Below are 26,969 nucleotides of genomic sequence, written 5' to 3'. Positions count from 1 at the left end.
GGCTCATGGGGGACCGTTCTCGAGGGGGAGGACGGTGGGGGAGCCGTCGGTGCTGACGCTAGGGGAGCGGCGCCCCGGATGACCCCGAACGGGTGACCCCAGAACGGGCCGGATGTGCGCGACGGCAGCGGATCCGGTCGTCCGGCGGCGGAACCGTCTGGAAGGCGAGCGTCCTCTCAGCCGCCTGCCACCGGCACGATCCGCAGCCGGCTCATCGCCCAGACCAGCGCCCCCGACGCGAGGAACGCGACCGCGATCCCGACGACGAACACCGACACCTGCCCGTACCCGGTCGCGGGATCCAGGAACGGATAGGGCACCCAGCCGTCCGTCGCTCCGCGGATCAGCACCACGACGAGCCAGACGATCGGGTAGACCACGACCAGCCAGAGCCTCCGCCACGGCAGCGGAGGGCGATCCGCGAGCAGCAGCCAGTCGAGCAGTCCGTAGACGGGGAACAGCACGTGCATGACGGTGTTGGCCCACGGCAGCGCCACTCCGCCCGCCACATCGGTGAGGAGGGTGTTGTAGACGAGGCCGACGATGATGATGTACCCGGTGAAGGCACCCCTCACCAGCACGAGCCCGCCGGGCGCGGGACGGCGGCGGAGCGCGAGCACGGCGGTGGCTCCGAGCACGACGGCCAGCACGATGTTGCTCTGGATGGTGAAGAAGCCGAAGAAGTTGAACGGGTTCAGCGGCGTCCGAGAGGCGGTGTCGACGGCCGTCGCGATCACGGCCACCAGAACGGCGGCGGCCACGAGGAGGCGGAGGAGCGCGACCGGCACGCGGGCCGACTCCGCCCGGGAGGAGGGAGCGGGCGGCGTCATCGCTCGAGCGTAGCGCCGGAGCGCCTACCCTGTCCCCGTGCTCACGATCGGTGTCGACCTCGCTGCGGAGCCGGTGCGCACCGCTCTCGCCGCCATCGAGTTCTCCGGCGGCCGGGCCGTCGTCCGCTCGCTCGTACTCGGCGCCGAGGACGCGACGATCGTCGAGGCGTCACGGGACGCGGCGGTCATCGGGATCGACTGCGCGTTCGGCTGGCCGGTGGAGTTCGCGGCGTTCGTCTCCGCGCACACGCGACGGGAGGTCTCGCCGCGGACGCTCGCGGGACGCGACTGGCGCCGCCGCCTCGCGTACCGCGAGACGGACCGGGTGGCGCGCGAGGTCACCGGCCGCTGGCCGCTCAGCGTCTCGACCGACCGGCTCGGGATGACCGCGATGCGCTGCGCGGAGCTGCTCGACGCCTTCGCCGCGAGCGGGGAGGACGTCGACCGCTCCGGGCGCGGACGGCTCGTCGAGGCGTACCCGGCGGCGGCGCTGCGGCTCTGGGGAGTGGACACCACGGGGTACAAGACGCGACCGGAGGCCGTGGCGCTCGCCGTGGAGTCGCTGCGACGGGCCGCGCCCTGGCTCGATGTGCCGGCGCCCGCGCTCGCGCTGATGATCCGCTCCGACGACGCGTTCGACGCCGTCGTCGCCGCTCTCAACGCCCGCGCCCACGCCCTGGGCGCGACCCTGCCGGTGCCTCCCGAACTGCAGGAGGCGGCGGAGGCCGAGGGGTGGATCGCGGTCCCGACCGGATCGCTCGCGGAGCTCGCGGGCTGATCCGAACCGTTCCGACGGGTGTGCGCTCAGGCCGGGATCTTCGCCCCCAGCAGGCCGGCGGCGACCTCGGCGGCCCGCTCGGCCTCCTCGACGGTCGAGAAGGGTCCGGTGGGGACGAGGGAGGGCGCGGTGGTCAGTCGGGTGTCGATCTCGAGTCGGAACCGGGGCAGCTCCGCCCCGGGAACGACGACGATCCTGACTCCGTTCCGGCTCCATCGCGCGGGTTGGATAGAAGAAATCTGTGTCATGGTGCTCTCCGCTTTCGCGATCATCCGCACGGGTGGCTGACGCCTCGACCGTGCACGCTTCACGCTACGTCCGGTGCCCGTCTCTCCGAACGGGCTTGACCTCTCAGGCTCGTCGGGCGTAGCGCGTCACTGCAGTCGGTCGAGGGTGTCGCTGATCCGCCGCAGGCACTCGATGAGGACCGACACCTGCACGGTGTCCAGGTCGGCGAGCACCTCGCCCTCGGCGGCGACGAGATTGCGCATCGCCTCGTCGACCCGCTTCGTGCCCCGCGGGGTGAGCGAGACGATCTTGCTGCGCGAGTCGGCGGCGTTCTGCTCGCGGACCACGAGCCCGCGGGCCCCGAGGCGGTCGACGCGGCTGGCGAGGTTGCCGCTGGACAGCGCGAGGTGCGTGGCCAGGGCCGAGGGCGTCATCCCGCCCTCCCCGCGCTGCCGCAGCAGCGAGAGGAGCTCGAACTCCCACGGGGCGAGATCGCTGACGGCGAAGGACTGCCGCCGCACCTCCTGCACGCGCGGGCTGAGCCGGCGGAGGCGGGAGACGACGTCCAGAGGCGCGAAATCGAGGTCGGGCAGGGCCCCGGCCCACGCGTCGATCACCAGATCGACATCGTCGTCTTCGCGCATGCCCCGATTATCCCCGGACGGCGCGGGCGCCGACGACGGGTGGTCCGGGGAGGCCGGCGGGCCTAGCCTGTGCGGACGGCGGGCGGACCGGTCAGGCGCGGGCGGCCCGGACGTAGGCGACGATCGCGTTGGCGTGGCCGTGGCCCAGGCCGTGCTCGGTCTTCAGCCAGGTGACGACCTGCATGTGCGGCTCGGAGCGCAGACGCTCGTCGGCGAGGTCCAGCCAGTCCTGGACGGGACGGTCGTAGGTCTTCTCGATGCTCGGGAAGTACGAGGCCGGTCCCTTCGGCTTCGCACCGTCGGCGGGCGGTTCGGGAGCGAGCACGCGGTCGGTCATGCGGTCACGATAGCGAGCCGCGGTCAGGTCGTGTAGGCCGAGGGGTCGAACCGGCCGAGCTCCTCGCGGAAGGCGAAGGCGAAGTCGGGCCAGAGCAGGGTGAGTCGCCGGTTGTCGTCCAGGTACCAGCTCTCGCAGCCGCCGTTGGTCCAGACGGTGTCGGCGCTGAGGGCGTCGAGGCGGGCGACGGAGGCGGCCTCGGCCTCGGCGGTGACCTCGAGCCGGTCGGCGCCGGAGACCGCGAGGTGGTCGAGCGCGGCGAGCACGTAGGCGATCTGCGTCTCGATCATGTGCACCGCGGAGTTGTGGCCGAGGCTCGCGTTGGGGCCGTTGACGACGAAGAGGCTCGGGAACCCGTGGACCGCGGTCGACTCGTAGGCGACCATGCCGTCGGCCCAGCGGTCGGCGAGGAGGACGCCGCCGCGGCCGCGGATGCGCCGGGCGAAGGGCGGCCGCGTGGAGTGGAAGCCGGTCGCGAAGACGAGCACGTCGACCCTGTGCGGGACGCCGTCGTCGCCGAGCGCGGCGCCCTCCTCGATGCGCCGGAGCGGACCGGGGACGACGCGGACGTGCGGCTGCGCGAGAGCGGGGTAGTAGTCGTCCGAGAGGAGCACGCGCTTGCAGCCGATCTCGTAGTCCGGAGTCAGCACGGCGCGGAGCGCGGGATCGATGATCTGCGCCTCGAGGTGGCCGAGCGCCTCCGCCCGCAGCCGATCGATGGCCTCGGGCACGGCGACGCGGCCGGCGAAGCCGAGCTCGGCGCGCCAGAACAGCTCCTCGCGGAGCCTCGCGAGGGCCCCGGGCGCGCGGGAGAGGGTTCGGCGCTCCTCCGGCGGGTACGGGCGGTTCCGGCGGGGGACGACGTACGGGGCCGAGCGCTGGAAGAGCACCACCTCGGCGGCGCGCTCGGCGAGGTGCGGCACGATCTGCACGGCGGAGGCTCCCGAGCCGACGATGCCGACGCGCTTCCCGTTGAGGTCGACGTCGTCCCTCCAGCGGGCGGAATGGAAGGCGGGACCCGCGAACGAATCCAGGCCCGGGACGGCCGGGAGGCGGGGCTCGGAGAGGCGCCCCGCGCAGACGAGGAGGACCGCGGCGGAGTAGTCGCCCCGGGAGGTGCGCACCCGCCAGCGGTGCGCCTCCTCGTCGAAGACCGCCTCGAGCACCTCGGTCCCCAGCCGGAGCCGGGGCGCCAGGCCCTCCTTCTCGACGACGCGCTCGAGGTAGGACTGGATCTCGGCCCCGGGGGCGTAGAACGCCGACCAGTCGGCCTCGGGGGCGAAGGAGTAGGAGTAGAGGTGCGAGGGGATGTCGCAGGAGACTCCGGGGTAGACGTTGTCCCGCCAGGTCCCGCCGATCCGCTCGGCGCGCTCCAGCACGACGAACGAGGTCCCGCCGCGGCGCTCCAGGCGGACCGCGGCTCCGAGCCCGGCGAACCCGGCGCCGATCACGACGACGTCGACGTCCATCAGACCGTCGTCCTCGCCAGGACGCTGCCCGCCGGGTCGCGGTGCGGATCGGCGAGGAAGTGCTCGAGGACGGCGAGGAGCTCGGCGGGCCGCTCGGCGAGCACCGCGTGACCGGCGTCGAGGACGGCGTAGCGGGCGTCGTCGATCGCGCCGAGCAGGGCCTCGGCGCCCTCGACTCCGGCGACAGCGTCGGCGGAGCAGCCGACCACGAGGGTCGGAACCCGGCAGTCCGAGGCGGCCGCAGCGACGTCGGCCCGGGCGGAGGCGGCGAGCATCCTGGCGACGTCGGCGCCCCACGGGGAGGAGGCGGTGGCCGAGCGGACGGCGAGGAGCCGAGCGGCCTCCTCCTGCGCGTCGGGCGGGAGCATCGGCCAGAGGCGCGCCGCGCGGAGGAGGCGCTCCGTCGGCCGCAGCCATCCGGCCACGAGGGCGAGGGCGCGCACCCGCCGATCGCCCGCGGCGAGGGCCACGGCGGCTCCGAGCGAGTGGCCGATCAGGACGGCCTCGTCGGCGCCGAGCGCGTCCAGGGAGGCGCGGACCGCGGCGGGTCCGTCGAGCCAGGGGTCGCCGAGATCGGCGAGCTCGAGCGCGGCGACGCGGTGGCGCCGCGCCAGCATCGGCAGCAGCAGCCCGGTGTCGCTCCGCACGCCCCGGCCGACGCCGGTCAGCATCAGGACCGCGCGCGGGCTCCCGGCGCCCGCGGTCAGCAGCCGCACGGTGGCGCTGTCCGACTCGATCCGCTCCTCCCGGACCAGCTCGGCCTGGCGCCGCAGGTACTCGGAGCGGGTCATGACGCCCGGCGGGTCCCGCGGACCGGGAGGCGCATCCGCTGAGGACCCGCCGCTGCGACGGGCTCCGCCCGCAGCGCCCTCTCCGGCGCGACCACGCCGTACGTCGTGGTGCGCTGGCGCCAGCCGCGGCCGATCTCGCCGCTCAGCCGGGCGACGGTCGCGATGTCGAGCGAGCGGTAGGCCTCCGCTCCGGCCTCGGGCCGCAGGGCCCCGTCGAGCAGCAGGCCGCCGAGGTCGTCCGCCCCGCCGCGGAGGAGGACCTGCGCCGCGTGCAGTCCGAGCTTGGTCCAGGCGGTCTGCACGTGGGCGATCCGGCCGTGGAGGACGAGCCGTGCGACGGCGTGCACGGCGCGGGTCTCGCGGAGGGTCGGCCCGCCCCGGCTCGCGCGCACCACGGCCGGAGGCGCCTCCGCCGGGACGAAGGGCATCGCGATGAACTCGGTGAAGCCGCCCGTCTCGTCCTGGATCGCCGCGAGCGTGCGCAGGTGCGCGAGCTGCTGCTCGGGGGTCTCGACGTGTCCGTAGACCATGGTCGAGGTGGAGCGGAGGCCGCTGCGGTGCGCGGCCGTGATCGCCTCCCGCCACTCGGCCACGGTCGGGTCCGTCCCCTCGCTCAGGACGGCGCGGACGTCGTCGTCGAGGATGCGGGCGGCGGTCCCCGGGACGGAGTCCACGCCGGCCTCGCGCAGAGCGTCGAGCATCGCGGGCAGGGTTCGGCCCGTACGCCGGGCGACCTCGAGGATCTCGCCGGGCCGGTAGGCGTGCAGGTGCAGCGAGGGCTGCCGCTGCTTCAGCGTGCGGACGATCAGCAGCAGATCGTCGCCCGGGTGCTCCGGTCCGATCGCGCCCTGGAGGCAGAGCTCGGTGGCGCCGAGCGCGACCGCCTCGTCGGCGAGCTCCTCCAGCCGCTCGACGGTCAGCCCGCCGTCTCCCCAGAGGGAGGTGTCGATGTTGCGGTTGACGACGACCGAGACCTCGTCGCCGGCGGCGTCGTGCCGCAGGTCGTCCGCCAGAGCGGAGAGGGCGTCGAGGTCGTCGCCGTCGGCTGCGAGCAGGGCGAGGTAGTCGGCGTCCTCGAGACCGGCGGGGTCCGTCTCCGCCCGGGCGAGCACGGCGCCGAGGGCGGGCGCGACTGGTCGGGGCAGGGCGTCGAGCGAGTCGCGGTAGGGCCGGGGGAGGACCGCTGCCGCCTCGTCGGCGAGCCAGGTCCCGCGGTCGGCGAGCGCCTCGACGTAGGGAGCGACGCGCGGATCGATCCAGGTGGCCGAGTCGCGGAGGTACTGCGGGTGGGCGGTCAGCCGCTCGTGCAGCCGGTAGCCGGCCGTCGCGGTGAGCCGCGCGAGGTCGTCGATGTTCGGCCAGGGGCGCTCCGGATTCACGTGATCCGCCGTGAGCGGGCTGACACCGCCCCAGTCGTCGACCCCGGCGCGCAGCAGCAGCCCGAGCTCCTGCTCGTCGGTGAGGTTCGGCGGCGCCTGGATCGTCGCCTCGGCGCCCAGCACGAGGCGCGCGACCGCGACGTTGGCCACGTACTCCTGCAGCTCGAGGTCGACCTCGTTCTGCATGGCCGTCCGCGGCTTCGCGCGGAAGTTCTGGACGATGCACTCCTGCACGTGGCCCCACCGCTCGTGGGACTCGCGGATCGCGAAGAGGGCGTCCGCCCGCTCCGCCGCGTTCTCGCCGATGCCCAGCAGCACGCCGGTGGTGAAGGGGATGCGGCTGCGGCCCGCGTCCTCGAGCACGCGCAGGCGCAGCGCCGGGTCCTTGTCCGGGGAGCCGTAGTGCACGCCGCCCTTCTCGGACCAGAGGCGCTCGGCGGTCGTCTCGAGCATCATGCCCATCGAGGGCGCGACCGGGCGGAGCCGCTGCAGCTCGGCCCACGACATCACGCCGGGGTTCAGGTGCGTGACCATGCCCGTCTCGCTCATGACCAGGACGGCCATCGCGCGCACGTACTCGAGCGTCGAGGCGTAGCCGTGCTCGGCGAGCCAGGCGCGGGCGACCGGCCACCGGTCCTCCGGGCGGTCGCCGAGCGTGAACAGGGCCTCCTTGCAGCCGAGCGCGGCACCGGCGCGGGCGACCTCGAGGATCTCCTCCGGCTCCATGAAGGTCGACTCGCGCTTGGCCGCGAGCCCGCCCGGTGTCTCCACGAAGACGCAGTAGTGGCACCGGTCGCGGCAGAGCTTGGTCAGCGGGACGAAGACCTTCCGCGAGTAGGTGACGACGCCGGGCCGTCCGCGGCGGGCGAGTCCGTCGTCGCGCAGGCGGCCGGCGGCTTCCAGCAGCAGGTCGAGGTCGTCGCCGCGCGCGCCGAGGAGCTCCTCGGCGGTCTCGCGCGTCAGCGCCTCGCCGCGGTCGAGCCGGGCGAGCAGGGTGGCCGTGGTCATGCGGGAGCGGCCCTTCCGAAGGGGGTCGTGGCGGAGGCGGGAGGTCAGAGCGCGCGCAGCCGCGGCGCGAGGTCGCGCTCGAAGGCGTCGAAGAAGCGCTGCTGGTCGTCGCCCGGGGCGTGGAAGACCAGGTGGGTGAAGCCCGCGTCGACGTAGGGCTTGATCTGCGCGACCGTCTCCTCGGGGTCGGAGCCGACGATCCAGCGCTTCGCGACCTGCTCGATCGGCAGCTCGTCGGCGGCGCGCTCCATGTCGACCGGATCGGTCAGCGAGTGCTTCTGCTCCGGCGACAGCGAGAGCGGCGCCCAGAAGCGCGTGTTCTCGAGCGCGAGCGCCGGATCGGGATCGTAGGAGAGCTTGATCTCGATCATGCGGTCGATGGTCGAGGAGTCGCGATCGGCCGCCGCGGCGCCCTCCTCGACGGCGGGGAGCAGCTTCTCGGTGTAGAGCTCCATGCCCTTGCCCGACGTGCAGATGAAGCCGTCGCCCGCGCGGCCGGCGTACTTCGCGACGACGGGGCCGCCCGCCGCGATGTAGACCGGCACGCCGCTCTCGGGCTTGTCGTAGATCGACGCCTCGTGCGTGGAGTAGTACTCGCCGTCGAAGGTGACGCGGTCGCCCGCCCAGAGCGCGCGCATGAGCCGCACGGCCTCGCGCAGGCGGGCGAAGCGCTCCTTGAAGTCGGGCCAGGTCTGCTCGCCCGCGCCCTGGTAGCCGGTGGCGACCTCGTTCAGCGCCTCGCCGGTGCCGACGCCGAGCATGATCCGCTCGGGGTAGAGCACGCCGAGCGTGCCGAACGCCTGGGCGATGACGGCGGGATTGTAGCGGTAGTGCGGGGTCATCACGGAGGTGCCGAGGGTGATGGTGGAGGTGCGCTCACCGGCCGCGGCGAGCCAGGCGAGGGAGAACGGCGCGTGCCCGCCCGTGTGCCGCCACGGCTGGAAGTGGTCCGAGACGACCGCGGTCTCGAAGCCGTGCCGCTCTGCGCCGACCGCGAGCTCGACGAGCTCCCGGGCGCCGAACTGCTCCGCCGATGCCTTGTACCCGAGCGTGATCGTCATCTGCAGCCTTCGTGAGAGGTGGGACGGCCCCCGGAGCGGGAGCGGCCCCTCCATTCTGCGCCCGCCGCGGCGCCCGGCGGGACGGGTGGACGCACCCGGGGGAGGCGTGCCCCGATCCCGTGCTGGGGAGGAGCGTCAGGCCGGCGGAGCGGCGGTGTTCACCATCCAGCCGACGCCGTAGCGGTCGACCAGCATCCCGAAGCGGTCGCCCCAGGGCGAGGCGACCAGCGGCTCGACGACCGTGCCGCCCTCGGCCAGGCCGTCCCAGTAGCCGCTCAGCTCGGCGTCGTCGTCGCCGAAGAGCGCGATCGTGATGCGGGCGCCGCTCTCGGCCGGGCTCGAGGAGGGGGAGTCGGAGCCCATCAGGATCATCCCGCTCGGCGTGACGAGCTGGGCGTGCATGATCCGGTCCTGGTCGGCCGGATCCGCGCTCATCCCGAAGTCGCCGAAGCGGCTGGAGCTGAGCTCGCCGCCGAGGACGTCCCGGTAGAACTCCATCGCCTCCTGCGCGGAGCCGTCGAAGCCGATGTAGGGGCTCAGTGAAGTGGGCACGGCACGCCTTTCCGTCGAGGTGCGCCCAGTATCTCCGCGTCCCGACGCGAGCACCAGGGGCGTCCTGCAGAAGGTCCGCCCCCGGTCCTCAGAGCTCGTCGCGGGTGGGCGGGTTCGCGCCGGAGCGGGAGGTCGTTATGCCGGCGACGTGCGCGGCGTGGCGGCCGATCGCGTGCAGGGCGGGGCCGTCGAGCAGCATCCCGTTCGCGGCGCCGAGGCCCTGGCGGAACGCCTCGTCGAGGATCGCGCCCATCGCGGAGTCACCGGCGCCGATCGTGTCCGCCACCACGATCCGGGCGGCGGGCACGGTCACCCGCGTGACGGCCGAGGCCAGCAGCAGTCCCTCCGCGCCGCGTGTGACGACCGCGAGCTGCGACCCGAGGGAGAGCAGCCGGCTGAGGACCTCGTCGAGCTGCATCGTCGGGTAGAGCCACTCCGCGTCCTCGTCGCTGAGCTTCACGACCTCGCACGCGGCGGCGATCCGCTCGAAGCGCGCGAGCGCCTCGGCGTGCGCGCCGACCAGAGCCGGGCGGATGTTCGCGTCGACGCTCGCCGTCACTCCGGCGGGCAGTGCCTCGAGGAGCTCGAGCACGGCGGATCCGCCCGGCTCGAGGAAGATCGCGATGGAACCGGTGTGGACGTGGGAGGCGCCCTCCGGGTCCGCCGCCGGCGGGTTCCAGGAGAGGTCGAAGACGTAGCGGGCCGACCCGTCCGCGGCGAGGACCGCCCGAGCGGTGCTGGTGCGCTCCGAGTCGCCGTGCCGGACCTCCACTCCGGAGGCCTCGAGGTGGGCGCTGATGCGGCGGCCGCGCTCGTCGTCGGCGATGTCGGTGACGAGGGTCGCGGGTCGCCCGAGTCGGGCGAGCGTGAGGGCGACGTTGGCCGGGGAGCCGCCGACGTGCTCCGTGGCGCTGCCGTCGCGCTCGACGATGTCGATCAGCGCTTCGCCGATGACCAGGGTGCGGGAAGCCGGGCTGACGCGCTCGTCGGTGGAGGACATGCCGACATCATGCCGGGTGACGGGGTCGCCCCGCGACGCGCGGGGCCGACCGGCGCAAGCGGCTCGCGTCCCGACCGCGGTCTCAGCCCCGGGCGCGCAGGTCCGCCAGCACCGCGTCCACGGTCGTGATCTCGATCAGCGGCGCGTACAGGGACATGGCGTCGAGCGCGCGCTGGTGGTCGGCCTCGGAGGCGCCCGCGCAGGCGTCCGCGGCGACCCTGACCCGCACTCCGGCGTCCGCGGCCGCCAGCGCCGTCGAGAGCACGCAGCAGTCGGTCGAGACGCCGGTGAGCACGAGCTCGCGGGAGTCGTCGAGCTCGGCCTCGAGCTCGGGCCCCCACTTGCCGAAGGTCGTGGCGGTGATCGTGCGGTGGCCCTCGAACCCGGCCACGAGCTCGTAGAGCCGGTCGCTCTCGGGGACGAGCGCGAACGGCCACTCGCGGTAGTAGGGGATCCACGCGCCGGCGGGCCGCTCCGGGGCGACGAAGCGGGTGGTCACGACCCGCTCGCCGAACGCCGGGAGGAGCCGGCGGGTCCCCTCGGCCGCGCGCTCGAATCCGCCGGATCCCCACGGCGACTCGGCGTCGGCGAAGACGTGCTGCAGGTCGATCGCGACGAGCAGGCTCACGCCGAGGCCTCCTGGCGGCGGACGGCCCCGCGCGAGAGGGCGAGCGTTCCCGCGAAGCCGATCACGAGCGCCACGAGGACGCCGAGGTTGGCGCCGGCCCAGTCGCCGTCGCGGCCGCCGAGCGGGCCGAGGAGGTAGCCCTCCCACTCGAACCCGGGGGAGTAGTTGACCACCAGGCCCCAGCCGACGACCGCGCCGATCAGCACGAGGGCCACGGGGACCGCCGAGACGCTGCCGTAGCGGCCGCGGGAGTCGTACAGGGCCTCCTGGTCGTAGTCGCGCCGGCGGAGGAGGAGGTCGGCGAGGAACACGCCGAGCCAGGCCGCGATCGGCACGCCGAGGGTGATCAGGAAGCCCTGGAACGGGCCGAGGAAGTCGCCCGCGACGAACACGACGTAGACCGCTCCGAGGACCATCAGCACGCCGTCGATCCCGGCGGCCACCGGCCGCGAGACCTTGAGCCCCGTGCTGAGCAGCGCCAGGCCCGAGGAGTAGATGTCCATCACGGCCCCGCCGATCAGGCCGAGCAGCGCGACGACGATGAAGGGGAGCAGGAACCAGGTCGGCAGGATCCCGGCGAGCGCTCCGATCGGGTCCGCGGCGATCGCGTCCGAGAGCTCCTGCGAGGAGCCGGCCAGCAGCAGGCCGACCACCACCAGCACGACAGGCGCGACCGCTCCGCCGATCGTCGTCCACGCGATCACTCCGCTCGTGCGGGCACCGCGGGGGAGGTAGCGGGAGTAGTCGGCCGCGGCGTTCACCCAGCCCAGCCCGAAGCCGGTCATCATGAACACGAGCCCGCCGATGACCGCGGCGGCCGAGCCCGCGGGCAGGGCGCCGACGGCAGCGAGGTCGATCCGGTCGAGGACGAGCACGACGTAGACCACGGTCAGCACGGCGGTCGCGACGGTGATCGCGAGCTGGAGCCGCATGATCAGGCGGAAGCCCGCGATCCCGGCGATCACGATGAGCGCGGCGACCACGATCAGCGCGACCACCTTGGTGAGCACGCCCCCGTCCCAGCCGAACTCCTCGAACACCGTCGCCGTCGCGAGCACCGCGAGTGAGGCCAGCACCGTCTCCCAGCCCACCGTGAGCAGCCAGGAGATCACCGAGATCAGGCGGTTGCCGTCGACCCCGAAGGCCGCCCGGCTGAGCACCATCGTCGGGGCGGAGCCGCGCTTGCCGGCGACGGCGACCAGACCGCAGAAGAGGAACGAGACGACGATCCCGATCACGCTGACGAGCGTCGCCTGCCCGAAGGAGAGGCCGAAGCCGAGGAGGAAGGAGCCGTAGCTCAGCCCCAGCACGGACACGTTCGCGGCGAACCACGGCCAGAACAGGTCGCGAGGGCGGCCGTGCCGCTCCGACTCCTGGATCGTGTCGAGGCCGTTGAGCTCGATGCCGCCGGCGGGGCGGGTGCTCGGACGATCGGGGGAGGTCATCGCGTCCTCGTTCTCACGGGTGCCGGCCCTGCGCCGGAGCTGTGACGAACTTACAGCGCCCCGCGCTCGAACAGCAGCCGGAGCGATTCGAGGTCGTCCGCGACCCGCGCGCAGTCCTCGTCCCAGTCGTCGAGGCTCATCCCGGGGCGCCGCCGCACGGTGAAGGCCACCTCGGCGCCGTTCCCGTTCACGAGTACCCGGAGCGGATTGTCCACCACCGTCCCGTCGGGGAGCGTGACCTCGTGGTCCGCGACGCCGAACGGGTTCTGCGGGGCGAAGCGCACCTCGACCCGGCCCATCGGCGAGTCGGCGAACCAGCGTCCGTCGACCTGCTCGAGCGCGGAGGAGGCGAGGCCCGCGGCCCACCGCGGGAGGTTCGCCGGGTCGGAGACGAAGGCGTACACCTCCGCGGCCGGAGCCTCGATCACGACGCCCACGGGGCGCGATTCGTACAGGGTCATCCGCTCGTCCTTCCTTTGCAGCCGGTCAGTGCTCGTCGCCGAAGCTGGCGACCAGCAGCGCGGCCAGCGCCGTCCGCTCCAGCATGCCCTCGATGCCGATCGCCTCGCTGCGCGCGTGCGCCCCCTCGCCCGGGGCGCCGAGCCCGTCGAGGACCGGCAGGCCCAGCGCGGCGACGAGGTTGCCGTCGCTCGCCCCGCCGACCGCGATCTCGCGGAGGGGGACGTCGATCCGCTTCGCGACCCGCTCGGCCCTGCGGTAGAGCGCGGCGACGGAGGCGGTCCGCTCGAAGACGGGGCGCTCCCAGGAGCCGCGCACCTCCAGCCGGATGCGCGGGTCGGCGGCGGCGAGCGCGTCGAGCTCGGCCTCGACGCGGGCGGCCTCGGCGGATCCGCGGATCCGCGCCTCCAGCTCCAGGCGCACGCGGGCCGTCGTCACGTTGACCCGCGAGCCGCCGGAGACCACTCCGATGTTGACCGAGGTGCCCTCCTCCTCCCGCGCGATCGCCAGCACCCGCGGGATCAGCGAGCCGAGCTCGTGGATCGCGCTCGCCCCCTTCTCCGGCTCGACCCCGGCGTGCGCCTCGACCCCGACCACGTCGATCACGAAGCGCCCGATGCCCTTGCGCGCCGTCTTGACCGCGTCGCCGATCGCGCCCTCGAACACCAGGACCGCGTCGGCGCCCGCGCACTGCCGCTCCAGGAACGGGCGGGAGGCGGCGCTGCCGATCTCCTCGTCCCCGCTCATCACCAGGCGGACGGCCGGATGCGGGACGCCGGCGTGGCGGAGCGCGGCCACCAGCCACACCATCTGCACCAGCCCGGCCTTCATGTCGTAGCTGCCCGGGCCGCTCAGGCGGTCGCCGTCGACGGCGAAGGGCCAGGAGCGGGTCGTGCCCAGGGGCCACACCGTGTCGTAGTGGCCGAGCAGCGCCACGAACGGACGCGTGCCCCGGTGCGGTCTCGCGCCGCCGCTCGCCGGGAAGGTCCAGCTGGTCGCGGTCGGCGCGTCCTGCGCACGCCGGTGCTGCACGTCGGCGTCGTGCCCGAGCCGCTCTCCCACCCAGTGCACCAGGAAGGCGTGCAGCTCGCCGAGCGCCTCGAGGGAGTCGCTGGGGCTCTCGATCATCACGAGGTGCCGGACGTCGTCGAGCATCCGCGAGCGGTTGTCGCGGAGGAAGGAGCGCACGCGGGCGGCGTCGTCGGCATCGGGGAAGGTCATCGACTCCGGAGTACCAGAGTGCGGCCGCTCGCGCGAACCGGCTGAACCGTTCGGGCCCCCGTTACGTTGGTGCAGGAAGAGGTGGAGATGTCCGAGGATCAGGCCCAGATGCTGCGTGCGCTGCACGACGAGCACGCCAGCGCGCTCTGGCGGTTCGTGCTGCGCCTGACCGGCGACCGCCAGATGGCGGAGGACGTCGTGCAGGAGGCGCTGCTGCGCGCCTGGAAGCACCCCGAGATCCTCGCCCAGGGCGAGGCCGCCGCCCGCTCCTGGCTCTACACCGTGGCCCGGAACCTCGTCATCGACGACCGCCGCAGCGCCCGCTACGCCCGGGAGCTGGGCACGGACGAGGTCCCCGAGCGCCCGACCGCCGACCGCACCGACCAGGTGCTCGACGCCTGGCTGCTCTCGGACGCGCTCAGCGGACTGAGCCACGACCACCGCGCCGTCATCGTGCACGCCTACTACGGCGGCCGCACGGTCACCGAGATCGCCGCGCTCCTGGGGATCGCCCCGGGCACCGTCAAGTCTCGGATGCACTACGGGATGCGGGCCCTCAAGCTCGCACTGCAGGAGCGGGGGGTGACGGAGCTGTGAACCGCGACCCCTCCTCCGACGACCGGCACGACGACCCCTTCCGCGACTGGGACGCCGCGTACCTCCTCGGATCCCTGACCGCTGCCGACCGCCGCGAGTACGAGCTGCACCTGCGCGCCTGCCCCGGCTGCCGCGAGTCCCTCGCCGAGTTCGTCCCGCTGCCGGGCCTGCTGGCCCACCTGCCCCAGGACGAGGCGATGCGCCTGGTCGAGGAGCCGGAGGCGGCCGGCGATCCGGCTCCGGCGGCACTGCTGACCCGCCTCGCCGCGGCCACCGACTCCGTCCGCCGCCGCACCCGGCTGCGCATCGCGGGCCTGGTGCTCGCCGCCGCGGGCGTCTCGGCCGCCGCCGCCGTCGCCCTGCCGCTCGCGATCGGTCCGTCCCTCGCCCCCGTCGAGACCGTCGGCTCGACCGTCTCGCTCGCCGCGGCTCCGGGCGTCCCCGTCGAGGCCTCCGTGCGGTTCGTACCGCAGCAGTGGGGCACGCGGATCGACATGGACTGCAGCTGGGCCGACACGGCCGAGCAGTACGCGGGCTCGGCCGGCTACGTCCTCTACGTCACGGACACCTCGGGCGGCACCGAGGCCGTCGGATCGTGGACGAGCGCGCCGGGGACGACGATGGAGCCCAGCCTCGCCACCGGGCTCCCGCTGTCCGAGATCGCCTCGGTCGAGGTGCGGCTGCAGGGATCGGACACCGTCGTGCTCACCGGCCGCCCCTGAGCGGGCCGCCGGATTCCCAGGTGCGCGCTCGGCGGACTGAGTAGCTTCTCAGTCATGACGATCGCGACCCTCGCCCTCGCCCCCGCCTCCGTGGCGACCGCCTCCTCCTCCGACAGCATCGACGAGCTCTCCGGACTCGTCGGCGTCGCCGCGCGGGTGATCGCCGCGCTCGGTGAGGCGGGCGTCGGCCTGCTGACGCTGATCGAGACGGTGTTCCCGCCGATCCCGAGCGAGCTCGTGCTGCCGCTGGCCGGCTTCCTCGCCCAGCAGGGCCGGATGAACCTGGTGCTGGTCGTGATCACGGCGACCCTCGGCGCCTACCTCGGCGGCCTGATCCTCTACGCGCTCGGCCACCGCATCGGCACGGAGCGCTCGATCCGCCTGCTCTCCAAGCTCCCGCTGGTCGACCGCGAGGACTTCGAGAAGGCGGTCGGCTGGTTCCGCCGGCACGGCACCTGGGCGGTCCTCTTCGGTCGCCTCATCCCGGGCGTGCGCAGCCTCATCTCGCTCCCCGCGGGGGCCGAGCGGATGAACCTGCTGCTGTTCTCGGGACTGACGATCCTCGGCTCCGGCGTCTGGAACGGCCTGCTGATCGGCCTCGGCGCGGCCCTCGGCACGCAGTACGAGCTCGTCGACCAGTACGCGGGCGTGCTCGACGCGATCATCTACAGCGCGTTCGGCGTGCTGCTGCTCGCGCTCGTGGTGCGCCGCGTGCGGCGGCACCGTGCCGCGGCGCGCACCGGATCGCGCCACTGACCTGCGTCCACGGGCGGGCGGGCGCAAGGCCCCGCGCCACCTCGCCCCGGTGCCCTAACGTTCGAGGGGTCCGCACTCCCCGACGCGAAGGAACGCCATGTCCGAGACCGCCGCGCCCACGATGTCCCGCACCTCCGTCGAGCGCTGGTGGATCATCGCCGTCTCGCTGATCGCGATCGTGCTCGGCGTCATCGCCGTCCTGATCCCCGGTCCGACGCTGCTGACCGTCGCCATCGTCTTCGGCATCCACCTGATCGCCGCGGGCGTCTTCCGCCTGCTGCTGGCCTTCACCGCCTCGCGGCTCGATGCCCGGGTACGCTGGCTCGCGGGACTGCTCGGCGCCCTGATCCTGGTCGCGGGCATCCTGTGCCTGTCGAACCCGTTCGAGTCGCTGAGCGTCCTGGGCCTCGTGATCGGCGCGGGCTGGATCCTCGACGGCGTCTCGAGCATCACCAGCGGCCGCACCGTCGCCGGCCCCGCGTGGCTGCCGATCGCGGCAGGGATCGCCTCGGTCATCGCGGGCGTCCTGACGATCATCATGCCCGTGCTGGCGCTGGCCTCCTTCGTCACGGTCGCGGCCATCCTGCTGATCGTCGTGGGCGTCTCGGGCCTGCTCCTGCTCCCGGGCCGCACGAAGCGCCCCGAGGGCGCCGAGGCGTAGACCGCGCGGATGGCCGATCCCGATCTCGTCCCCGAGCTGCTCGTCGCCGACCTCGACCGGAGCCTGGGATTCTGGTGCGGTCCCTGCGGGTTCCGGATCCACTACGCCCGGCCCGAGGAGGGCTTCGCGTACCTGGTCCTCGGCTCCGCGCACGTGATGCTCGAAGAGGCGGGGCGGGGCCGCAACTGGATCGCGGCACCGCTGGAGCGCCCGTTCGGCCGGGGGATGAACCTGCAGCTGCACGTCGACGACGCCGACCGGACGGCAGCGGCGCTCGCCGAGGCCGGGACGCCGCTGTTCTCGCCGCTCGAGACCCGCTGGTACCGGGTCGGAGCGGAGGAGGCGGGCGTCCGTCAGCTGGTGGTGGCCGATCCGGACGGGTACCTGCTGCGGTTCCAGTCGTCGCTCGGACGCCGACCGGCTCGAGCGGACGTCCCCGTCGCTCCCTGACCGGCCGACCGCGCCACCATCCGCTCGGCTCAGGACGTCATGCCAGCGAGTGACGACCGTGACACCGCGCGGCTGGTTCCCTCGATACATGACGCAGCACCCCGCCACCGCGACCCTCCCGCAGGTCCCGGCCGCCGCCCTCTCCGAGCCCGCGATCGAGCAGGCCGCCTCTGCGGAGCACGAGCCCCTCGTCCGTCCGGCAGACCTGGTGTCGGCGCTCACGGGCGTCGCGCTCTGCTTCTTCTCCCTCTTCGTCTACGCCATCGCGCAGTGGCAGTACTTCGGCACGGACGTCGACGAGGTGAGCGTCCTCGGCTGGCTCGCGCCGCTGATCGCCGGCGTCGCCTGCCTGCTGTCGGCCGTCGTGTCCGTCGGGGTCCGCGCCTCCGGGCGCCGCGCCGAGCGGACCGCGGCATGATCCCCGTCCTCGCCGGGCCCGGCCTCGAGGCCGCGGAGCAGCTCCTCGTCCGCGCCGGCTGCCTCCGCCCCGAGCACCCGTGGGCGGCCGGTGCCGCCACGGAGGCCGCGCCGCGGATCGACTTCGCCGTCCTCGCCGAGCAGGCGTGCCTTCTCGACCTCTCGGAGGAGGCGGTCGCGCGCATCGCCGTGTCGCTCGCCACCGGCCGTCCCGTCGATCTGCGGAGCGCCTTCGGGCATCTCACCCGTGACCACGCCCGGCTCGTCATGACCGCTGTCGCCGCGGCCGCCGGGCACGACCGCGTGAGCAGCCGGATCCGCGTGGTCGGCGACGAGCGCCGGGTCGAGACGGCGCCGCCCCTGGCCGTCTGGCCCTCCTGAGCCCCCCGCCCGCCCCGATCGGGCGGACGCGCTCGCCGATCCGACCCTGGGCTCCGCGTTCCTCCGATGCTCCGGCCCGGTGAGCCGTACGGAGGTGCCGTGCCGCCGACCCGCGTCGCTACGGCCTTTCGGAGGTGCCCGGTTTAGGGTATCCGTGTGCAACGAGTCGACGATTTCCCAGGAGCCGGACCGGTGGCGACCTCACCCGAATCCGGTGACCAGGGGGAGGCGTCCGCGCATCGGCTCTCCCCGACGGCGACCTCTCCCGTGCAGGTGACGAGCGGCGAGGCCGGCTACCAGGGCGGCAACGTGGCCGATCCGGTGTGGCAGTCGTGGCGCGACGAGCTCGCCAAGGTCGGCGGTCCGTCGCCCCTGCTCCACTTCGTGGACTCGCCCCGGACGCGCATCGAGCTCTCGACCACGCACCCCGGCGGGCTGCCCCCGTTCATCTCGGGCAAGACGACGCTCCTCTCCTCGCTCATCCGCGACGAGCTCGCCCTGCGCACCGCGAAGAACGCCGCGGGTGCGATCACCGACAAGGGGATCGAGCTGCGCTCGGTCCGCGGCATCGAGGGCGTCCACCTCGCCATCGGCCTCGCCCAGTGGCGCGCCGGCGACACGGAGTTCACCGCACCCGTGCTCCTGCGCCCGCTCGCCATCCGCCGCTACGGCCGCGACTTCGAGCTCAAGCTCAAGGGCCAGCCCTACTTCAACCCGCAGCTCGCGCGTGCCCTCAAGCAGCAGTTCGGCATCACGATCGACCCCGAGCAGTTCGTCGAGCTGGCCGTGCAGAACGGCGTCTTCAAGCCGCAGCCGGTCATCGACCAGCTGCGCGGCCTGACCTCGCACCTGCCGTGGTTCGCCGTGCACCCGCGCCTCGTGGTCTCGAGCTTCGCCGACGTGGCGGGCGACATGCTCCGCGACGCCCGGATGCTCGAGCACCCGGTCCTCGACGCCGTCGCCGGGAACCCGGCCGCCAAGCGGGCGCTGCAGCAGTCGCAGAAGGTGGCGTCGATCATCCCGCAGGACGAGCGTCCTCCGGCGACCGACAACCTCCTCCTCGACGCGGACGCCGAGCAGGAGCAGGTGATCGCGAACATCGCGGCCGGCAACTCGCTCGTCGTGAAGACCCTTCCCGGCACGGGCGGCACCCAGACCATCGTCAACGCGATCGGCGCCCTGGCCGCCCAGCACAAGCGCGTGCTGGTCGTCAGCGCCCGCCGGTCGAGCCTCGACAGCATCCACCAGCGCCTGCTCTCGGCGGGCCTGGGCGGCATCGCGGTCGGGCCCCGCACGCTCCGCCGCGACCTCATCCAGTCGATCGGCCGCAACGAGAAGGCCGCGCGCCCCTCCGTCAGCGAGATCGACGACGCCCTGCTCCGGCTGCGGAAGGTGCTGCTCGACTACCGCGGCGCGCTCTCCCGGCGCGACGAGAGCTTCGGCGTCTCGGCGCTGCAGGCCCTCGAGGAGCTCGCCCGCCTCTCGCAGCTGCGGACGCCCCCGTCGACCGCCGCCCGCCTCGACCGCCGCTCCGTCACCGCTCTCGCGCACAGCCGCCCCGAGGCGACCCGGATGCTGATCGAGTCGGCGCGCCTGGGCGAGTTCCGCTACGGCCCGGGCGACTCGCCCTGGTACGGGGCCCAGTTCGACTCCACCGCCGACGCCGAGATCGCCCACGAGCTGGCCAAGCGCCTGCACCTGCGCGACCTGCCCCGCCTGCTCGACCGCGCCCAGGACGTCATCGGCCAGACGCGGATGCGCCCGTTCGAGTCGGTCGCCGAGCTCGGCATCTACCTGCGCCTGCTGCAGGACGTCCGCGAGACGCTGGACAAGTTCCAGCCGGCCGTCTTCGACCGCTCGATCCAGGACCTCATCGTCGCCACCTCGCCGCGCCGCGAGGCAGCCGAGATGTCGTCCACCAACCGCCGGCGCCTGAAGAAGCTCGCCCGCGAGTACCTGCGTCCCGGCGCGCACGTCACCGACCTGAACGCGGCGCTCCGCCGGGTGCAGCAGCAGCGGACGCTGTGGCAGCGCTACGCGGTCGCCGGCACGATCCCCGAGGTCCCGGTCGGCGTCGCCGACGTGCAGGTGGCCTACCAGCAGGTGACCGACCAGCTGAGCCGTCTCGACGAGCCGCTCGGCCGACGCGGGACGAACCTGCAGCTCGCCTCGCTCCCTCTCGCCGAGCTGGCCTCGATGGTGTCCGGCCTCGCCGAGGACAGCGAGGTGCTCGCCAACCTCCAAGAGCGGACGACCCTCCTCGCCACCCTGCGCGACTGGGGCCTGGACCCGCTGCTCACCGATCTCTCGCGCCGCCACGTGCCGGCCGAGCTGGTCGCGGGCGAGCTGGACCTGGCCTGGTGGCGCTCGGCGCTCGAGATCATGCTGACCGACGAGCGTGCGCTGCTCGGCGGCAACACGAGCGTGCTCGACCGGCTCGAGGCTGACTTCAAGCTCGTCGACGAGGCGCACGCCGCCTCGAGCGCCGAGCTGCTGGCCTGGAAGCTCTCCGAGACCTGGAAGATCGGGCTCGTCGACTGGCCGCAGGAGCGCGACGCGCTGCGCGCGCTGCTGCGCACCGAGGCGGCGACGACCCCTCAGGAGCTGCAGAAGGCCGCTCCTCACCTCTCGCGCGTGCTCGCTCCGGCCTGGCTCGCCTCGCCGTACGAGGTGCACCGCATCGGCACCGAGACGACCTTCGACGCGGTGTTCCTCGTCGACGCCGGGGCGACCACGCTGGCCGAGAACGTCGGAGCGATCCGCCGGGCCAAGCAGGTCGTCGCGTTCGGCGACCCGGTCACGCAGACCCCCACTCCCTTCGGCCTGCGCGTCGACGAGACGCCGGAGTTCGGCTCCACCGCCTCGCGGACCGACGTGGAGGCGCTGCACGCCCAGTCGGCGCTCGCCCGACTCGGCGAGCTGCTCAACACCGTCACGCTCACCCGCAGCTACCGCGCGGGCGGCGAGGACCTGGCCGAGCTGGTCAACCGCCGCTTCTACGGCGGCCGCATCGACTCGCTGCCCTGGGCCGGCTCGTTCCTCGGACACGACTCGCTCCGCTTCCACTACATCGCGAGCGGGCACGGCATGCCCGAGAACGACTCCGGAGCCGTCGAGTCCGTCGACGCCGAGGTCGCGAAGGTGGTCGAGCTGGTGCTCGAGCACGCGGTGATCCGTCCGCGCGAGTCGCTGATGGTCATCACCGCGAGTCCTCGCCACGCCGTGCGGGTGCAGCAGGCGGTGCTGACGGCCTTCGCCAAGCGCACCGATCTGAGCGACTTCATCCTCGGCGATCGGCCCGAGCCCTTCGCCGTCGTGACTCTGGAGCAGTCGGTCGCGCAGAGCCGCGACCGCGTCATCTTCTCGATCGGCTACGGCCGGACGCCCCACGGCCGCCTGCTGTCGAACTTCGGCGCGCTCGCGGAGCCGGGCGGAGAGCGTCTGCTAGCGGTCGGGATGACCCGTGCCCGCCGCTCGATGGACATCGTCTCGTGCTTCCGCCCGGGCGACATCGACGAGTCGCGCATGCGCTACGGCATGGTCGCGCTCGCGCAGGTGCTGCAGGAGGCGGAGGACCGCGTCCAGCCGAGCGACCGCGACGATTACTCGGAGCCGATGCTGGTGGATCTCGCCGCGCGCCTCGAGCGCCGTGGACTCCGGGTCAACATCGGGCACAAGGGCAAGCTGGCCCTCGTCGCCGCGCACGGGACCCGTGCCGTGGTGGTCGAGACCGACCGCGACGTGAGCACGCAGAGCCTGCGCGTGTCGCTGCGCCTGCGTCCGGAGCTGCTGCGCCGGCTGGGCTGGCACTACCTGCGGGTGCACAACTTCGAGCTGTTCGCCGACCCCGAGGCCGTGGCCGCGCGGGTGGCCGGGCTGATCGGTGCGACCGCGGGGGAGGAGCAGACCCCTGCTCCCGCCGCCGGCGAGGCTCCTGCTGCTCCCGCCGCTCCTGCCGCCGCCGCTCCGGCGTCGGGGGAGACGCAGCCCGTCGAGCCGCTGCCGCACGACTGATCGTGGCGCCGGATCCCGACGCCCCCGCGGGTGCCGACCGCCCGTTGCGGCGCACCCGCGGCGGCCGGCGGGCGACGCTCCCCGCGAAGCCCGGCACCGATCCGTCCCCGCACGATGCTCCGGTCGCCGACCCCTCCGCGCCGCCCGCGCGCCCCGACACCGGCCCGAACGACGCGCGCCTGCGCCAGGACGTCCCCCCGCACTACTGATTCCACCCGCGCGGCTGGCGGTCCGCGAGTCGACGCCGGTCCCGTCGACGACCTCGGGCCTCACCCCGGCACGCCCCCGCTCGACGAGCGGACAAGTCACGCGGACGTCTGGCGACCGATCACGTCGGGCCCGTCGACGGTGGCCGACCGCTTCCCGTCCGATGCCCGCTGACGACCGCACCCGTCCGGTGCCCGTTGACCGACCGCTTCCCGCCCGGTGCCCGCCGGTATCGAGGAGCGCGTGGAGACAGGGCCGATCAGCCCCGGTCGGAGACGCCGAAGGTCCCGTTCGGCGACCTCCCGAAGGTGCAGGTGCCGTTCGAAACGCGTGCCGACGTTTCGGACGCACCGTTCGCACAACGCTCTGCGAAGCGTTCCCCGATCGGGAAGCCGACCGCGGTCCTCTTCCGCCTCCGGCGGAAGGAGACAGAGCGACTCAGTCGACGTGCTTGCCGGAGTTCGCGGTGGTGGCGGTGCCGTTGTTGGCGAGCAGGTCGCGGATGTCGGCGAGGAGCTCGAGCTCGGTGGGGGCCTTGTCCTCCGCGGCGGGGGCGTCGGCGGCCTTCTTGGCGAAGGCGGCGTTCTTGAGGTGGTTGATCGGCAGGACGAACGCGAAGTAGAGGACGAAGGCGACGATCACGAACTGGATCAGGGCCGAGACGACCGAGCCGTAGGCGATGACGGTCGGGTCCTCGCCGTTCTCTCCCGGCCGGATGACCCAGTTCAGGGTCTCGAGGGAGGAGGCGTCGAAGATCACGCCGATGAGCGGGTTGAAGATCCCCGTCACGATCGCGTTGACGATGGTCGTGAAGGCGGCGCCGATGACCACGGCGACAGCCAGGTCGATGACGTTGCCGCGGAGGATGAACTCTTTGAAGCCGTTGATCATGATGGTTCCGTTTCTGCCGTGAGCGGTGGGTGGCGGGTCAGCTCCCGGAGGAGGAACCCGAGGAGGAGGACCCGGAGGAGCCCGAGGACGACGAGGAGGAGGACGATCCGGAGCCCGAGGACCCCGAGCCGGACGAGGAGCCGCCCGAGCCCGATGAACCCGAGGATCCGGAGGAGGAGCCGCCCGATCCCGAGGAGCCCGACGACGAGTCGGATGAGCCGGAGCCGGATGCGCCCGAGCCGGACGAGCCGGCACCCGAGGAGGAGGAGCCGCCCTCGCTCGACTTCCCGCCGGAGCGGGAGTCGGTGCGGTAGAAGCCCGAGCCGTTGAAGGTCACGCCGACCGCGCTGAACACCTTGCGCAGCGCCCCCTGGCAGCTCGGGCACTCGGTGAGCGTGTCGTCGGTGAACTTCTGCTGGATGTCGAAGGCGTTGCCGCACTGCGTGCAGCGGTAGGAGTAGGTGGGCACAGGGGGCTCCTCGGAGGCGGGTGGGGGAGAAGGAGGACGGGGTCAGTGGCGCAGGTCGACGATGCCGGAGGGAGTGACGACTCCGTCGACGGCCTGGTCGTGGACCTCGCTGGGCACCCGGTCGACGAGCTCGCTGTCGAAGACGACGGCGTAGACCGGCGGGCACTTCTCCATCGAGCCGAGGGTCTTGTCGAAGTAGCCGCGCCCCCAGCCCATCCGCATCCCCTGCCGGTCGACGGTGGCGGCCGGGACGACGATGAGGTCGACGTCGTTGATCGCGATGGGGCCGAGCAGCTGCCCGACGGGCTCGGGCATGCCGAACAGGCCCTGGGTCTCGGTGTGGCCGTCGCCGACCGCCCAGTCGAGCAGGCCGTCCTGGCGCGAGACGGGGAAGAGGACGCGGATGCCGTGGCTCTCGGCCCAGCCCAGGAACGGCCGGGTGCTCGGCTCGTCCGGAGCGGAGAGGTAGCACGCGAGGGAGCGGGCCCCCACGCGGGTGGCGAGCTCGATCAGGTGGGCGGTGATCTGCTCCGCGGCCTGGTCGCGAGCGGTCGAGGTCTGCGTGCGGCGGCGCTCGCGCAGCTCGGCGCGCAGCGCCCGCTTCTCGTGCGTGATGTCGGCTGGCATGCGCTCAGTCTAGAACCGGGCCCCGCGCCGGCCTCCGCACGGACGACCCTGAGGGACGCTCGTCCCGGACCGCCCCGGAACGGGGTCCGGCGCCTTCTGTCGCCGGTCCTGGCGCGAAACTCCCGCGACTTCCCCCGCCGCTAGGATGGCGCCCCATGGGCACTCGAATCCGCAAAGCAGTCATCCCCGCCGCAGGTCTCGGCACCCGCTTCCTGCCGGCGACGAAGGCCATCCCCAAGGAGATGCTGCCGGTCGTCGACAAGCCGGCGATCCAGTACGTGGTCGAGGAGGCGGCGGACGCCGGCCTCCAGGACGTGCTCGTGATCATCGGGCGCAACAAGAACGCGCTCGCCAACCACTTCGACTCGGTGCCCGAGCTCGAGCAGAACCTGTCCCAGAAGAAGGACGACAAGAAGCTCGAGCACGTCAAGTACGCCAGCGATCTCGCCGACGTGCACTTCGTCCGTCAGGGCGAGCCGAAGGGCCTCGGCCACGCGGTCTCCCGCGCGCAGCGCCACGTCGGCGACGAGCCCTTCGCCGTGCTCCTCGGCGACGACCTGATCGACGCCCGCGACCCGCTGCTCTCGCGCATGATCGACGTCGCCGAGCAGCGCGACACCACGGTGGTCGCGCTGCTCGAGGTCGACCCCGACCAGATCCACCTCTACGGCTGCGCGGCGGTCGAGGCGACCGACGAGGACGACGTGGTGCGGATCACCGGCCTGGTCGAGAAGCCCTCCAAGGAGGACGCCCCCTCGAACCTCGCGATCATCGGCCGCTACGTGCTGAAGCCCGACGTGTTCGGCGTGCTCGAGCACACCGCTCCGGGCAAGGGCGGCGAGATCCAGCTGACCGACGCGCTGGAGCGCATGGCCCAGGATCCGGCCGAGTTCGGCGGCGTCTACGGCGTCGTGTTCCGCGGCCGCCGCTACGACACCGGCGACAAGCTCGACTACATCAAGGCCATCGTGCAGCTCGCCTCCGACCGCGACGACCTCGGCAAGGACCTCAAGCCCTGGCTGAAGGACTTCGTCGCCGGCCTCTGAGCCCCGGCGAGCGCGCCTCCGGAACGGACGGGACCCCCTGCTGAGGCGGGGGATCCCGTCCGTTCCTCCGTTCCACGGAAGCACGGAATGCCCCGGAGTCCAGTCCCCCTCCCGCAGTGCGGCGGAGCAGTAGGGTCGCATCATGCCGCTCCCGATCCCGACGCTCACCGAGGGTCGTGTCACCGTTCGCCCCATCCGCGTGCGCGACGCCCGCCCTCTCGAGCGGGAGCTGATCGCGAACCGGTCGTGGCTGCGCCAGTGGGAGGCGTCCGACCCCCGGGGAGGCGCCGCATTCGACGTGCGCGCCAGCATCCGCTCGCTGCAGCAGAACGCGCGGGCCGGCGGGGGAGTGCCGTTCCTCATCGACTGGGACGGCGAGCTCGCCGGGCAGCTCAACATCTCGAACATCGGGTACGGCTCGCTCTCCTCCGGGTCGATCGGCTACTGGGTGTCCGAGCGCTACGCCGGGCGGGGGATCACTCCGATCGCCGTGGCACTCGCTGCCGACCACGCCTTCCTCGACCTGGGCCTGCACCGGATCGAGATCTGCATCCGCCCGGAGAACCGGCCGAGCCTGCGCGTGGTCGAGAAGCTCGGCTTCCGCTACGAGGGCCTGCGGCGGCGCTTCATCCACATCAACGGCGACTGGCGCGACCACTTCTGCTTCGCCCTCGTGGCGGAGGAGGTGCCCCGCGGCGTGCTCCGCCGCTACCTCGACGGGCAGGTCCCGTCGGAGGTCGGCGTGCCGACCGACGCGGACCTCCGCGCCTCCCGCCGCTCGGGTCTCTCCGGACCCTCCGACGGCGCCGGTGTCCCTCCGACGGGGCCCCGGCTGATCCGCGATCCGCACGGACACACCTACCCGTAATGACGGACGGGAGTGCCCGGTACTCCTAGCGTTGTCCGCATGAGTAGCGACTGGCTGGGCGGGGGCGTCGTCTGGGCGCTCGCCGCCGTTCTGTGGGTCGCCTATTTGATCCCCACGTGGATGCGCAGGCGGTCGTACAACGCGACCGAGCGCAACGCGGTGAGGCTGCAGCAGACGCTGCGGATCCTCGCCGAGACCGCGGAAGTGCCCGAGCACGTGCGTGCGGAGGCGACGGCCCGCGAGGTGGCGCTGCAGCAGCGCCGGCTCCGGGTGACCGAGACACGACGACGAGCCGAAGAGAAGGCACAGGCGATGGAGCTGGCACAGGCGGAGAAGGCGGCGCGCGACGCGCTGCGACGGGCGACCGCGAGCGCACGGCGGAGCACGCGGTCAGGGCCCTCGGTCCTGCGCTGGCGCCAGGGCGCCGCGCTGGCCGTGCTGGTCGGCGCGGTCGCCGCGCTGGTCGGGCTCGTGATGCTGCCGTTCGGCGGCACGGGCGCGGTGCCGCTCGTCGGCCTGCTCCTCGCCGTCGCGGGGCTCGGCACGCTGATCCTGCTGGCGCCGGGTCGCCGCCGCGCCGCCGCTCCGGCCGCGACCGCGACGACGGCCGCCGCGACCGAGCGCCGGCGCGCCGAGGTCTTCGAGGCCGAGCTCGCCGAGGAGGCCGCGGACGACGCCTCCGAGGAGCTCGCCGAGGACCGTGCGAGCTGGACGCCGCAGCCGCTCCCCAAGCCGCTGTACCTCTCCCGGGGCACGGTCGCCGCCTCCGCGATGGCGTCGATCGACGCCGTGGAGCGCCTGCGCACCGCCGCGGCGGAGGCGGAGCTCGCCCAGCGCGCCGCCGCGACCGCTCCCGAGGTGGCGCCGCTGCGCGTCCCGCGTGCCGCCGCTCCCGCTCCCGAGGCCCCGCGTCCCTCCTCCCGCTTCGCCGCCATGGGCGTCGTGGACGGCGTCGACGCGATCGACCTCGACCAGGCGCTGCAGCGCCGCCGCGGGGCCTGACGCGAGTGCGAGGCGCCTGCTCGTCCGTGCT

At 73.4% G+C, this 26,969-nt stretch carries 30 protein-coding genes; 13 read left to right on the top strand and 17 right to left on the bottom strand.

What is annotated here, in order from left to right; translation table 11 throughout:
* Window positions 1-176 precede the first annotated feature (176 nt).
* Window positions 177-830, bottom strand: coding sequence for a Pr6Pr family membrane protein (locus C5C55_RS03235; protein ID WP_104232876.1), 654 nt, complete (start codon window positions 828-830; stop codon window positions 177-179).
* Window positions 831-867: 37 nt separating this feature from the next.
* On the opposite strand from C5C55_RS03235, the gene C5C55_RS03230 reads away from it, so the two are divergent.
* Window positions 868-1,608: a DUF429 domain-containing protein gene (locus C5C55_RS03230; RefSeq protein ID WP_104232875.1), complete on the top strand. Its 741-nt coding sequence runs from the start codon at window positions 868-870 to the stop codon at window positions 1,606-1,608.
* Window positions 1,609-1,634: 26 nt separating this feature from the next.
* On the opposite strand, the gene C5C55_RS03225 is transcribed toward C5C55_RS03230, so the two are convergent.
* From C5C55_RS03225 to C5C55_RS03165, 13 genes are all read right to left on the bottom strand, one after another.
* Window positions 1,635-1,856, bottom strand: coding sequence for a hypothetical protein (locus C5C55_RS03225; protein ID WP_146080878.1), 222 nt, complete (start codon window positions 1,854-1,856; stop codon window positions 1,635-1,637).
* A gap of 126 nt (window positions 1,857-1,982) precedes the next feature.
* Window positions 1,983-2,480 (bottom strand): MarR family winged helix-turn-helix transcriptional regulator, encoded by a 498-nt coding sequence (locus tag C5C55_RS03220; RefSeq protein WP_104232873.1) that lies wholly within the window; start codon window positions 2,478-2,480, stop codon window positions 1,983-1,985.
* A 91-nt stretch (window positions 2,481-2,571) separates the two neighbouring features.
* Window positions 2,572-2,817, bottom strand: a complete 246-nt coding sequence (locus C5C55_RS03215; RefSeq protein ID WP_104232872.1) for a DUF4287 domain-containing protein — start codon at window positions 2,815-2,817, stop codon at window positions 2,572-2,574.
* A gap of 23 nt (window positions 2,818-2,840) precedes the next feature.
* On the bottom strand, window positions 2,841-4,286 hold the full coding sequence (locus C5C55_RS03210; RefSeq protein ID WP_104232871.1) for an NAD(P)/FAD-dependent oxidoreductase: 1,446 nt from the start codon (window positions 4,284-4,286) through the stop codon (window positions 2,841-2,843).
* Window positions 4,286-5,077 carry an alpha/beta fold hydrolase gene (locus C5C55_RS03205; protein ID WP_104232870.1) on the bottom strand — a complete coding sequence of 264 codons (792 nt, stop codon included), beginning with the start codon at window positions 5,075-5,077 and terminating at the stop codon, window positions 4,286-4,288. Before C5C55_RS03205 ends, C5C55_RS03210 begins: the two co-directional genes overlap by 1 nt.
* On the bottom strand, window positions 5,074-7,464 hold the full coding sequence (gene cofG / locus C5C55_RS03200) for a 7,8-didemethyl-8-hydroxy-5-deazariboflavin synthase CofG (protein WP_104232869.1): 2,391 nt from the start codon (window positions 7,462-7,464) through the stop codon (window positions 5,074-5,076). Before cofG ends, C5C55_RS03205 begins: the two co-directional genes overlap by 4 nt.
* A 44-nt stretch (window positions 7,465-7,508) precedes the next feature.
* Window positions 7,509-8,525 (bottom strand): glucose-6-phosphate dehydrogenase (coenzyme-F420), encoded by a 1,017-nt coding sequence (gene fgd / locus C5C55_RS03195; RefSeq protein WP_181067747.1) that lies wholly within the window; start codon window positions 8,523-8,525, stop codon window positions 7,509-7,511.
* 135 nt (window positions 8,526-8,660) lie between these two features.
* Window positions 8,661-9,077 carry a VOC family protein gene (locus tag C5C55_RS03190; protein ID WP_104232868.1) on the bottom strand — a complete coding sequence of 139 codons (417 nt, stop codon included), beginning with the start codon at window positions 9,075-9,077 and terminating at the stop codon, window positions 8,661-8,663.
* Window positions 9,078-9,165: 88 nt separating this feature from the next.
* Window positions 9,166-10,077 (bottom strand): carbohydrate kinase, encoded by a 912-nt coding sequence (locus C5C55_RS03185; RefSeq protein ID WP_104232867.1) that lies wholly within the window; start codon window positions 10,075-10,077, stop codon window positions 9,166-9,168.
* A gap of 82 nt (window positions 10,078-10,159) precedes the next feature.
* The gene (locus tag C5C55_RS03180; RefSeq protein WP_104232866.1) at window positions 10,160-10,705 is read right to left on the bottom strand and encodes a cysteine hydrolase family protein; all 546 of its coding nucleotides are present in this window, start codon (window positions 10,703-10,705) and stop codon (window positions 10,160-10,162) included.
* The gene (locus C5C55_RS03175; RefSeq protein WP_104232865.1) at window positions 10,702-12,150 is read right to left on the bottom strand and encodes a cytosine permease; all 1,449 of its coding nucleotides are present in this window, start codon (window positions 12,148-12,150) and stop codon (window positions 10,702-10,704) included. The genes C5C55_RS03180 and C5C55_RS03175 overlap by 4 nt, the downstream gene beginning before the upstream one ends.
* 50 nt (window positions 12,151-12,200) lie before the next feature.
* The gene (locus C5C55_RS03170; protein ID WP_104225068.1) at window positions 12,201-12,611 is read right to left on the bottom strand and encodes an SRPBCC family protein; all 411 of its coding nucleotides are present in this window, start codon (window positions 12,609-12,611) and stop codon (window positions 12,201-12,203) included.
* Window positions 12,612-12,636: 25 nt separating this feature from the next.
* Window positions 12,637-13,830, bottom strand: a complete 1,194-nt coding sequence (locus C5C55_RS03165; protein ID WP_104232864.1) for a M20/M25/M40 family metallo-hydrolase — start codon at window positions 13,828-13,830, stop codon at window positions 12,637-12,639.
* An 87-nt stretch (window positions 13,831-13,917) separates the two neighbouring features.
* On the opposite strand from C5C55_RS03165, the gene C5C55_RS03160 reads away from it, so the two are divergent.
* From C5C55_RS03160 to C5C55_RS03120, 9 genes are all read left to right on the top strand, one after another.
* Entirely contained in the window at window positions 13,918-14,427 is a 510-nt protein-coding gene (locus C5C55_RS03160) for a sigma-70 family RNA polymerase sigma factor (RefSeq protein ID WP_104225070.1), read from the top strand.
* Complete coding sequence (locus C5C55_RS03155) at window positions 14,424-15,149, top strand: anti-sigma factor (protein WP_104232863.1); 726 nt, start codon at window positions 14,424-14,426, stop codon at window positions 15,147-15,149. The genes C5C55_RS03160 and C5C55_RS03155 overlap by 4 nt, the downstream gene beginning before the upstream one ends.
* A 54-nt stretch (window positions 15,150-15,203) precedes the next feature.
* Window positions 15,204-15,905, top strand: a complete 702-nt coding sequence (locus C5C55_RS03150) for a DedA family protein (protein WP_104225072.1) — start codon at window positions 15,204-15,206, stop codon at window positions 15,903-15,905.
* A gap of 97 nt (window positions 15,906-16,002) precedes the next feature.
* Window positions 16,003-16,566: an HdeD family acid-resistance protein gene (locus C5C55_RS03145; RefSeq protein WP_104232862.1), complete on the top strand. Its 564-nt coding sequence runs from the start codon at window positions 16,003-16,005 to the stop codon at window positions 16,564-16,566.
* Between the two features lie 9 nt (window positions 16,567-16,575).
* A complete protein-coding gene (locus C5C55_RS03140) occupies window positions 16,576-17,016 on the top strand; it encodes a VOC family protein (RefSeq protein ID WP_104232861.1) in 441 nt (146 codons plus the stop codon).
* An 88-nt stretch (window positions 17,017-17,104) separates the two neighbouring features.
* Window positions 17,105-17,434, top strand: a complete 330-nt coding sequence (locus tag C5C55_RS03135) for a hypothetical protein (protein WP_104232860.1) — start codon at window positions 17,105-17,107, stop codon at window positions 17,432-17,434.
* A complete protein-coding gene (locus tag C5C55_RS03130) occupies window positions 17,431-17,814 on the top strand; it encodes a hypothetical protein (RefSeq protein WP_104232859.1) in 384 nt (127 codons plus the stop codon). The genes C5C55_RS03135 and C5C55_RS03130 overlap by 4 nt, the downstream gene beginning before the upstream one ends.
* A 192-nt stretch (window positions 17,815-18,006) precedes the next feature.
* Window positions 18,007-21,828, top strand: a complete 3,822-nt coding sequence (locus C5C55_RS03125; protein WP_374953575.1) for a DEAD/DEAH box helicase — start codon at window positions 18,007-18,009, stop codon at window positions 21,826-21,828.
* 2 nt (window positions 21,829-21,830) lie between these two features.
* Entirely contained in the window at window positions 21,831-22,037 is a 207-nt protein-coding gene (locus tag C5C55_RS03120) for a hypothetical protein (RefSeq protein ID WP_104232858.1), read from the top strand.
* 436 nt (window positions 22,038-22,473) lie between these two features.
* On the opposite strand, the gene mscL is transcribed toward C5C55_RS03120, so the two are convergent.
* From mscL to C5C55_RS03105, 3 genes are read right to left on the bottom strand one after another with little or no spacing between them, the layout of a single operon-like run.
* Window positions 22,474-22,926: a large conductance mechanosensitive channel protein MscL gene (gene mscL, locus C5C55_RS03115; RefSeq protein WP_181067745.1), complete on the bottom strand. Its 453-nt coding sequence runs from the start codon at window positions 22,924-22,926 to the stop codon at window positions 22,474-22,476.
* Between the two features lie 37 nt (window positions 22,927-22,963).
* The gene (locus C5C55_RS03110; protein ID WP_104223220.1) at window positions 22,964-23,395 is read right to left on the bottom strand and encodes an FmdB family zinc ribbon protein; all 432 of its coding nucleotides are present in this window, start codon (window positions 23,393-23,395) and stop codon (window positions 22,964-22,966) included.
* Between the two features lie 42 nt (window positions 23,396-23,437).
* Entirely contained in the window at window positions 23,438-24,022 is a 585-nt protein-coding gene (locus tag C5C55_RS03105) for a 5-formyltetrahydrofolate cyclo-ligase (protein WP_104223219.1), read from the bottom strand.
* 155 nt (window positions 24,023-24,177) lie between these two features.
* Here C5C55_RS03105 and galU point away from each other — a divergent pair, with 155 nt between their 5' ends.
* From galU to C5C55_RS03090, 3 genes are all read left to right on the top strand, one after another.
* Complete coding sequence (galU, locus tag C5C55_RS03100) at window positions 24,178-25,068, top strand: UTP--glucose-1-phosphate uridylyltransferase GalU (protein ID WP_104223218.1); 891 nt, start codon at window positions 24,178-24,180, stop codon at window positions 25,066-25,068.
* A gap of 142 nt (window positions 25,069-25,210) precedes the next feature.
* Window positions 25,211-25,936, top strand: a complete 726-nt coding sequence (locus C5C55_RS03095) for a GNAT family N-acetyltransferase (RefSeq protein WP_104223217.1) — start codon at window positions 25,211-25,213, stop codon at window positions 25,934-25,936.
* Between the two features lie 39 nt (window positions 25,937-25,975).
* The gene (locus tag C5C55_RS03090; protein ID WP_104223216.1) at window positions 25,976-26,938 is read left to right on the top strand and encodes a hypothetical protein; all 963 of its coding nucleotides are present in this window, start codon (window positions 25,976-25,978) and stop codon (window positions 26,936-26,938) included.
* Window positions 26,939-26,969 lie beyond the last annotated feature (31 nt).

It is taken from the genome of Rathayibacter sp. AY1C2, assembly GCF_002931195.1.
GTDB lineage: Bacteria > Actinomycetota > Actinomycetes > Actinomycetales > Microbacteriaceae > Rathayibacter.
Note: the sequence above shows the minus strand (reverse complement) of the source record. Positions and strands in the feature narration are given on the sequence as shown.

Bases quoted from the DNA above. Each gene is read 5' to 3' on its own strand.
- C5C55_RS03235 (WP_104232876.1), bottom strand. From the start codon at position 830: ATGACGCCGCCCGCTCCCTCCTCCCGGGCGGAGTCGGCCCGCGTGCCG.
- C5C55_RS03140 (WP_104232861.1), top strand. From the start codon at position 16,576: ATGGCCGATCCCGATCTCGTCCCCGAGCTGCTCGTCGCCGACCTCGAC.
- C5C55_RS03220 (WP_104232873.1), bottom strand. From the start codon at position 2,480: ATGCGCGAAGACGACGATGTCGATCTGGTGATCGACGCGTGGGCCGGG.
- C5C55_RS03205 (WP_104232870.1), bottom strand. From the start codon at position 5,077: ATGACCCGCTCCGAGTACCTGCGGCGCCAGGCCGAGCTGGTCCGGGAG.
- galU (WP_104223218.1), top strand. From the start codon at position 24,178: ATGGGCACTCGAATCCGCAAAGCAGTCATCCCCGCCGCAGGTCTCGGC.
- C5C55_RS03185 (WP_104232867.1), bottom strand. From the start codon at position 10,077: ATGTCCTCCACCGACGAGCGCGTCAGCCCGGCTTCCCGCACCCTGGTC.
- C5C55_RS03175 (WP_104232865.1), bottom strand. From the start codon at position 12,150: ATGACCTCCCCCGATCGTCCGAGCACCCGCCCCGCCGGCGGCATCGAG.
- C5C55_RS03105 (WP_104223219.1), bottom strand. From the start codon at position 24,022: ATGCCAGCCGACATCACGCACGAGAAGCGGGCGCTGCGCGCCGAGCTG.
- C5C55_RS03215 (WP_104232872.1), bottom strand. From the start codon at position 2,817: ATGACCGACCGCGTGCTCGCTCCCGAACCGCCCGCCGACGGTGCGAAG.
- C5C55_RS03145 (WP_104232862.1), top strand. From the start codon at position 16,003: ATGTCCGAGACCGCCGCGCCCACGATGTCCCGCACCTCCGTCGAGCGC.
- C5C55_RS03090 (WP_104223216.1), top strand. From the start codon at position 25,976: ATGAGTAGCGACTGGCTGGGCGGGGGCGTCGTCTGGGCGCTCGCCGCC.
- mscL (WP_181067745.1), bottom strand. From the start codon at position 22,926: ATGATCAACGGCTTCAAAGAGTTCATCCTCCGCGGCAACGTCATCGAC.
- cofG (WP_104232869.1), bottom strand. From the start codon at position 7,464: ATGACCACGGCCACCCTGCTCGCCCGGCTCGACCGCGGCGAGGCGCTG.
- C5C55_RS03135 (WP_104232860.1), top strand. From the start codon at position 17,105: ATGACGCAGCACCCCGCCACCGCGACCCTCCCGCAGGTCCCGGCCGCC.
- C5C55_RS03210 (WP_104232871.1), bottom strand. From the start codon at position 4,286: ATGGACGTCGACGTCGTCGTGATCGGCGCCGGGTTCGCCGGGCTCGGA.
- C5C55_RS03170 (WP_104225068.1), bottom strand. From the start codon at position 12,611: ATGACCCTGTACGAATCGCGCCCCGTGGGCGTCGTGATCGAGGCTCCG.
- C5C55_RS03150 (WP_104225072.1), top strand. From the start codon at position 15,204: ATGACGATCGCGACCCTCGCCCTCGCCCCCGCCTCCGTGGCGACCGCC.
- C5C55_RS03165 (WP_104232864.1), bottom strand. From the start codon at position 13,830: ATGACCTTCCCCGATGCCGACGACGCCGCCCGCGTGCGCTCCTTCCTC.
- C5C55_RS03225 (WP_146080878.1), bottom strand. From the start codon at position 1,856: ATGACACAGATTTCTTCTATCCAACCCGCGCGATGGAGCCGGAACGGA.
- C5C55_RS03160 (WP_104225070.1), top strand. From the start codon at position 13,918: ATGTCCGAGGATCAGGCCCAGATGCTGCGTGCGCTGCACGACGAGCAC.
- fgd (WP_181067747.1), bottom strand. From the start codon at position 8,525: ATGACGATCACGCTCGGGTACAAGGCATCGGCGGAGCAGTTCGGCGCC.
- C5C55_RS03130 (WP_104232859.1), top strand. From the start codon at position 17,431: ATGATCCCCGTCCTCGCCGGGCCCGGCCTCGAGGCCGCGGAGCAGCTC.
- C5C55_RS03095 (WP_104223217.1), top strand. From the start codon at position 25,211: ATGCCGCTCCCGATCCCGACGCTCACCGAGGGTCGTGTCACCGTTCGC.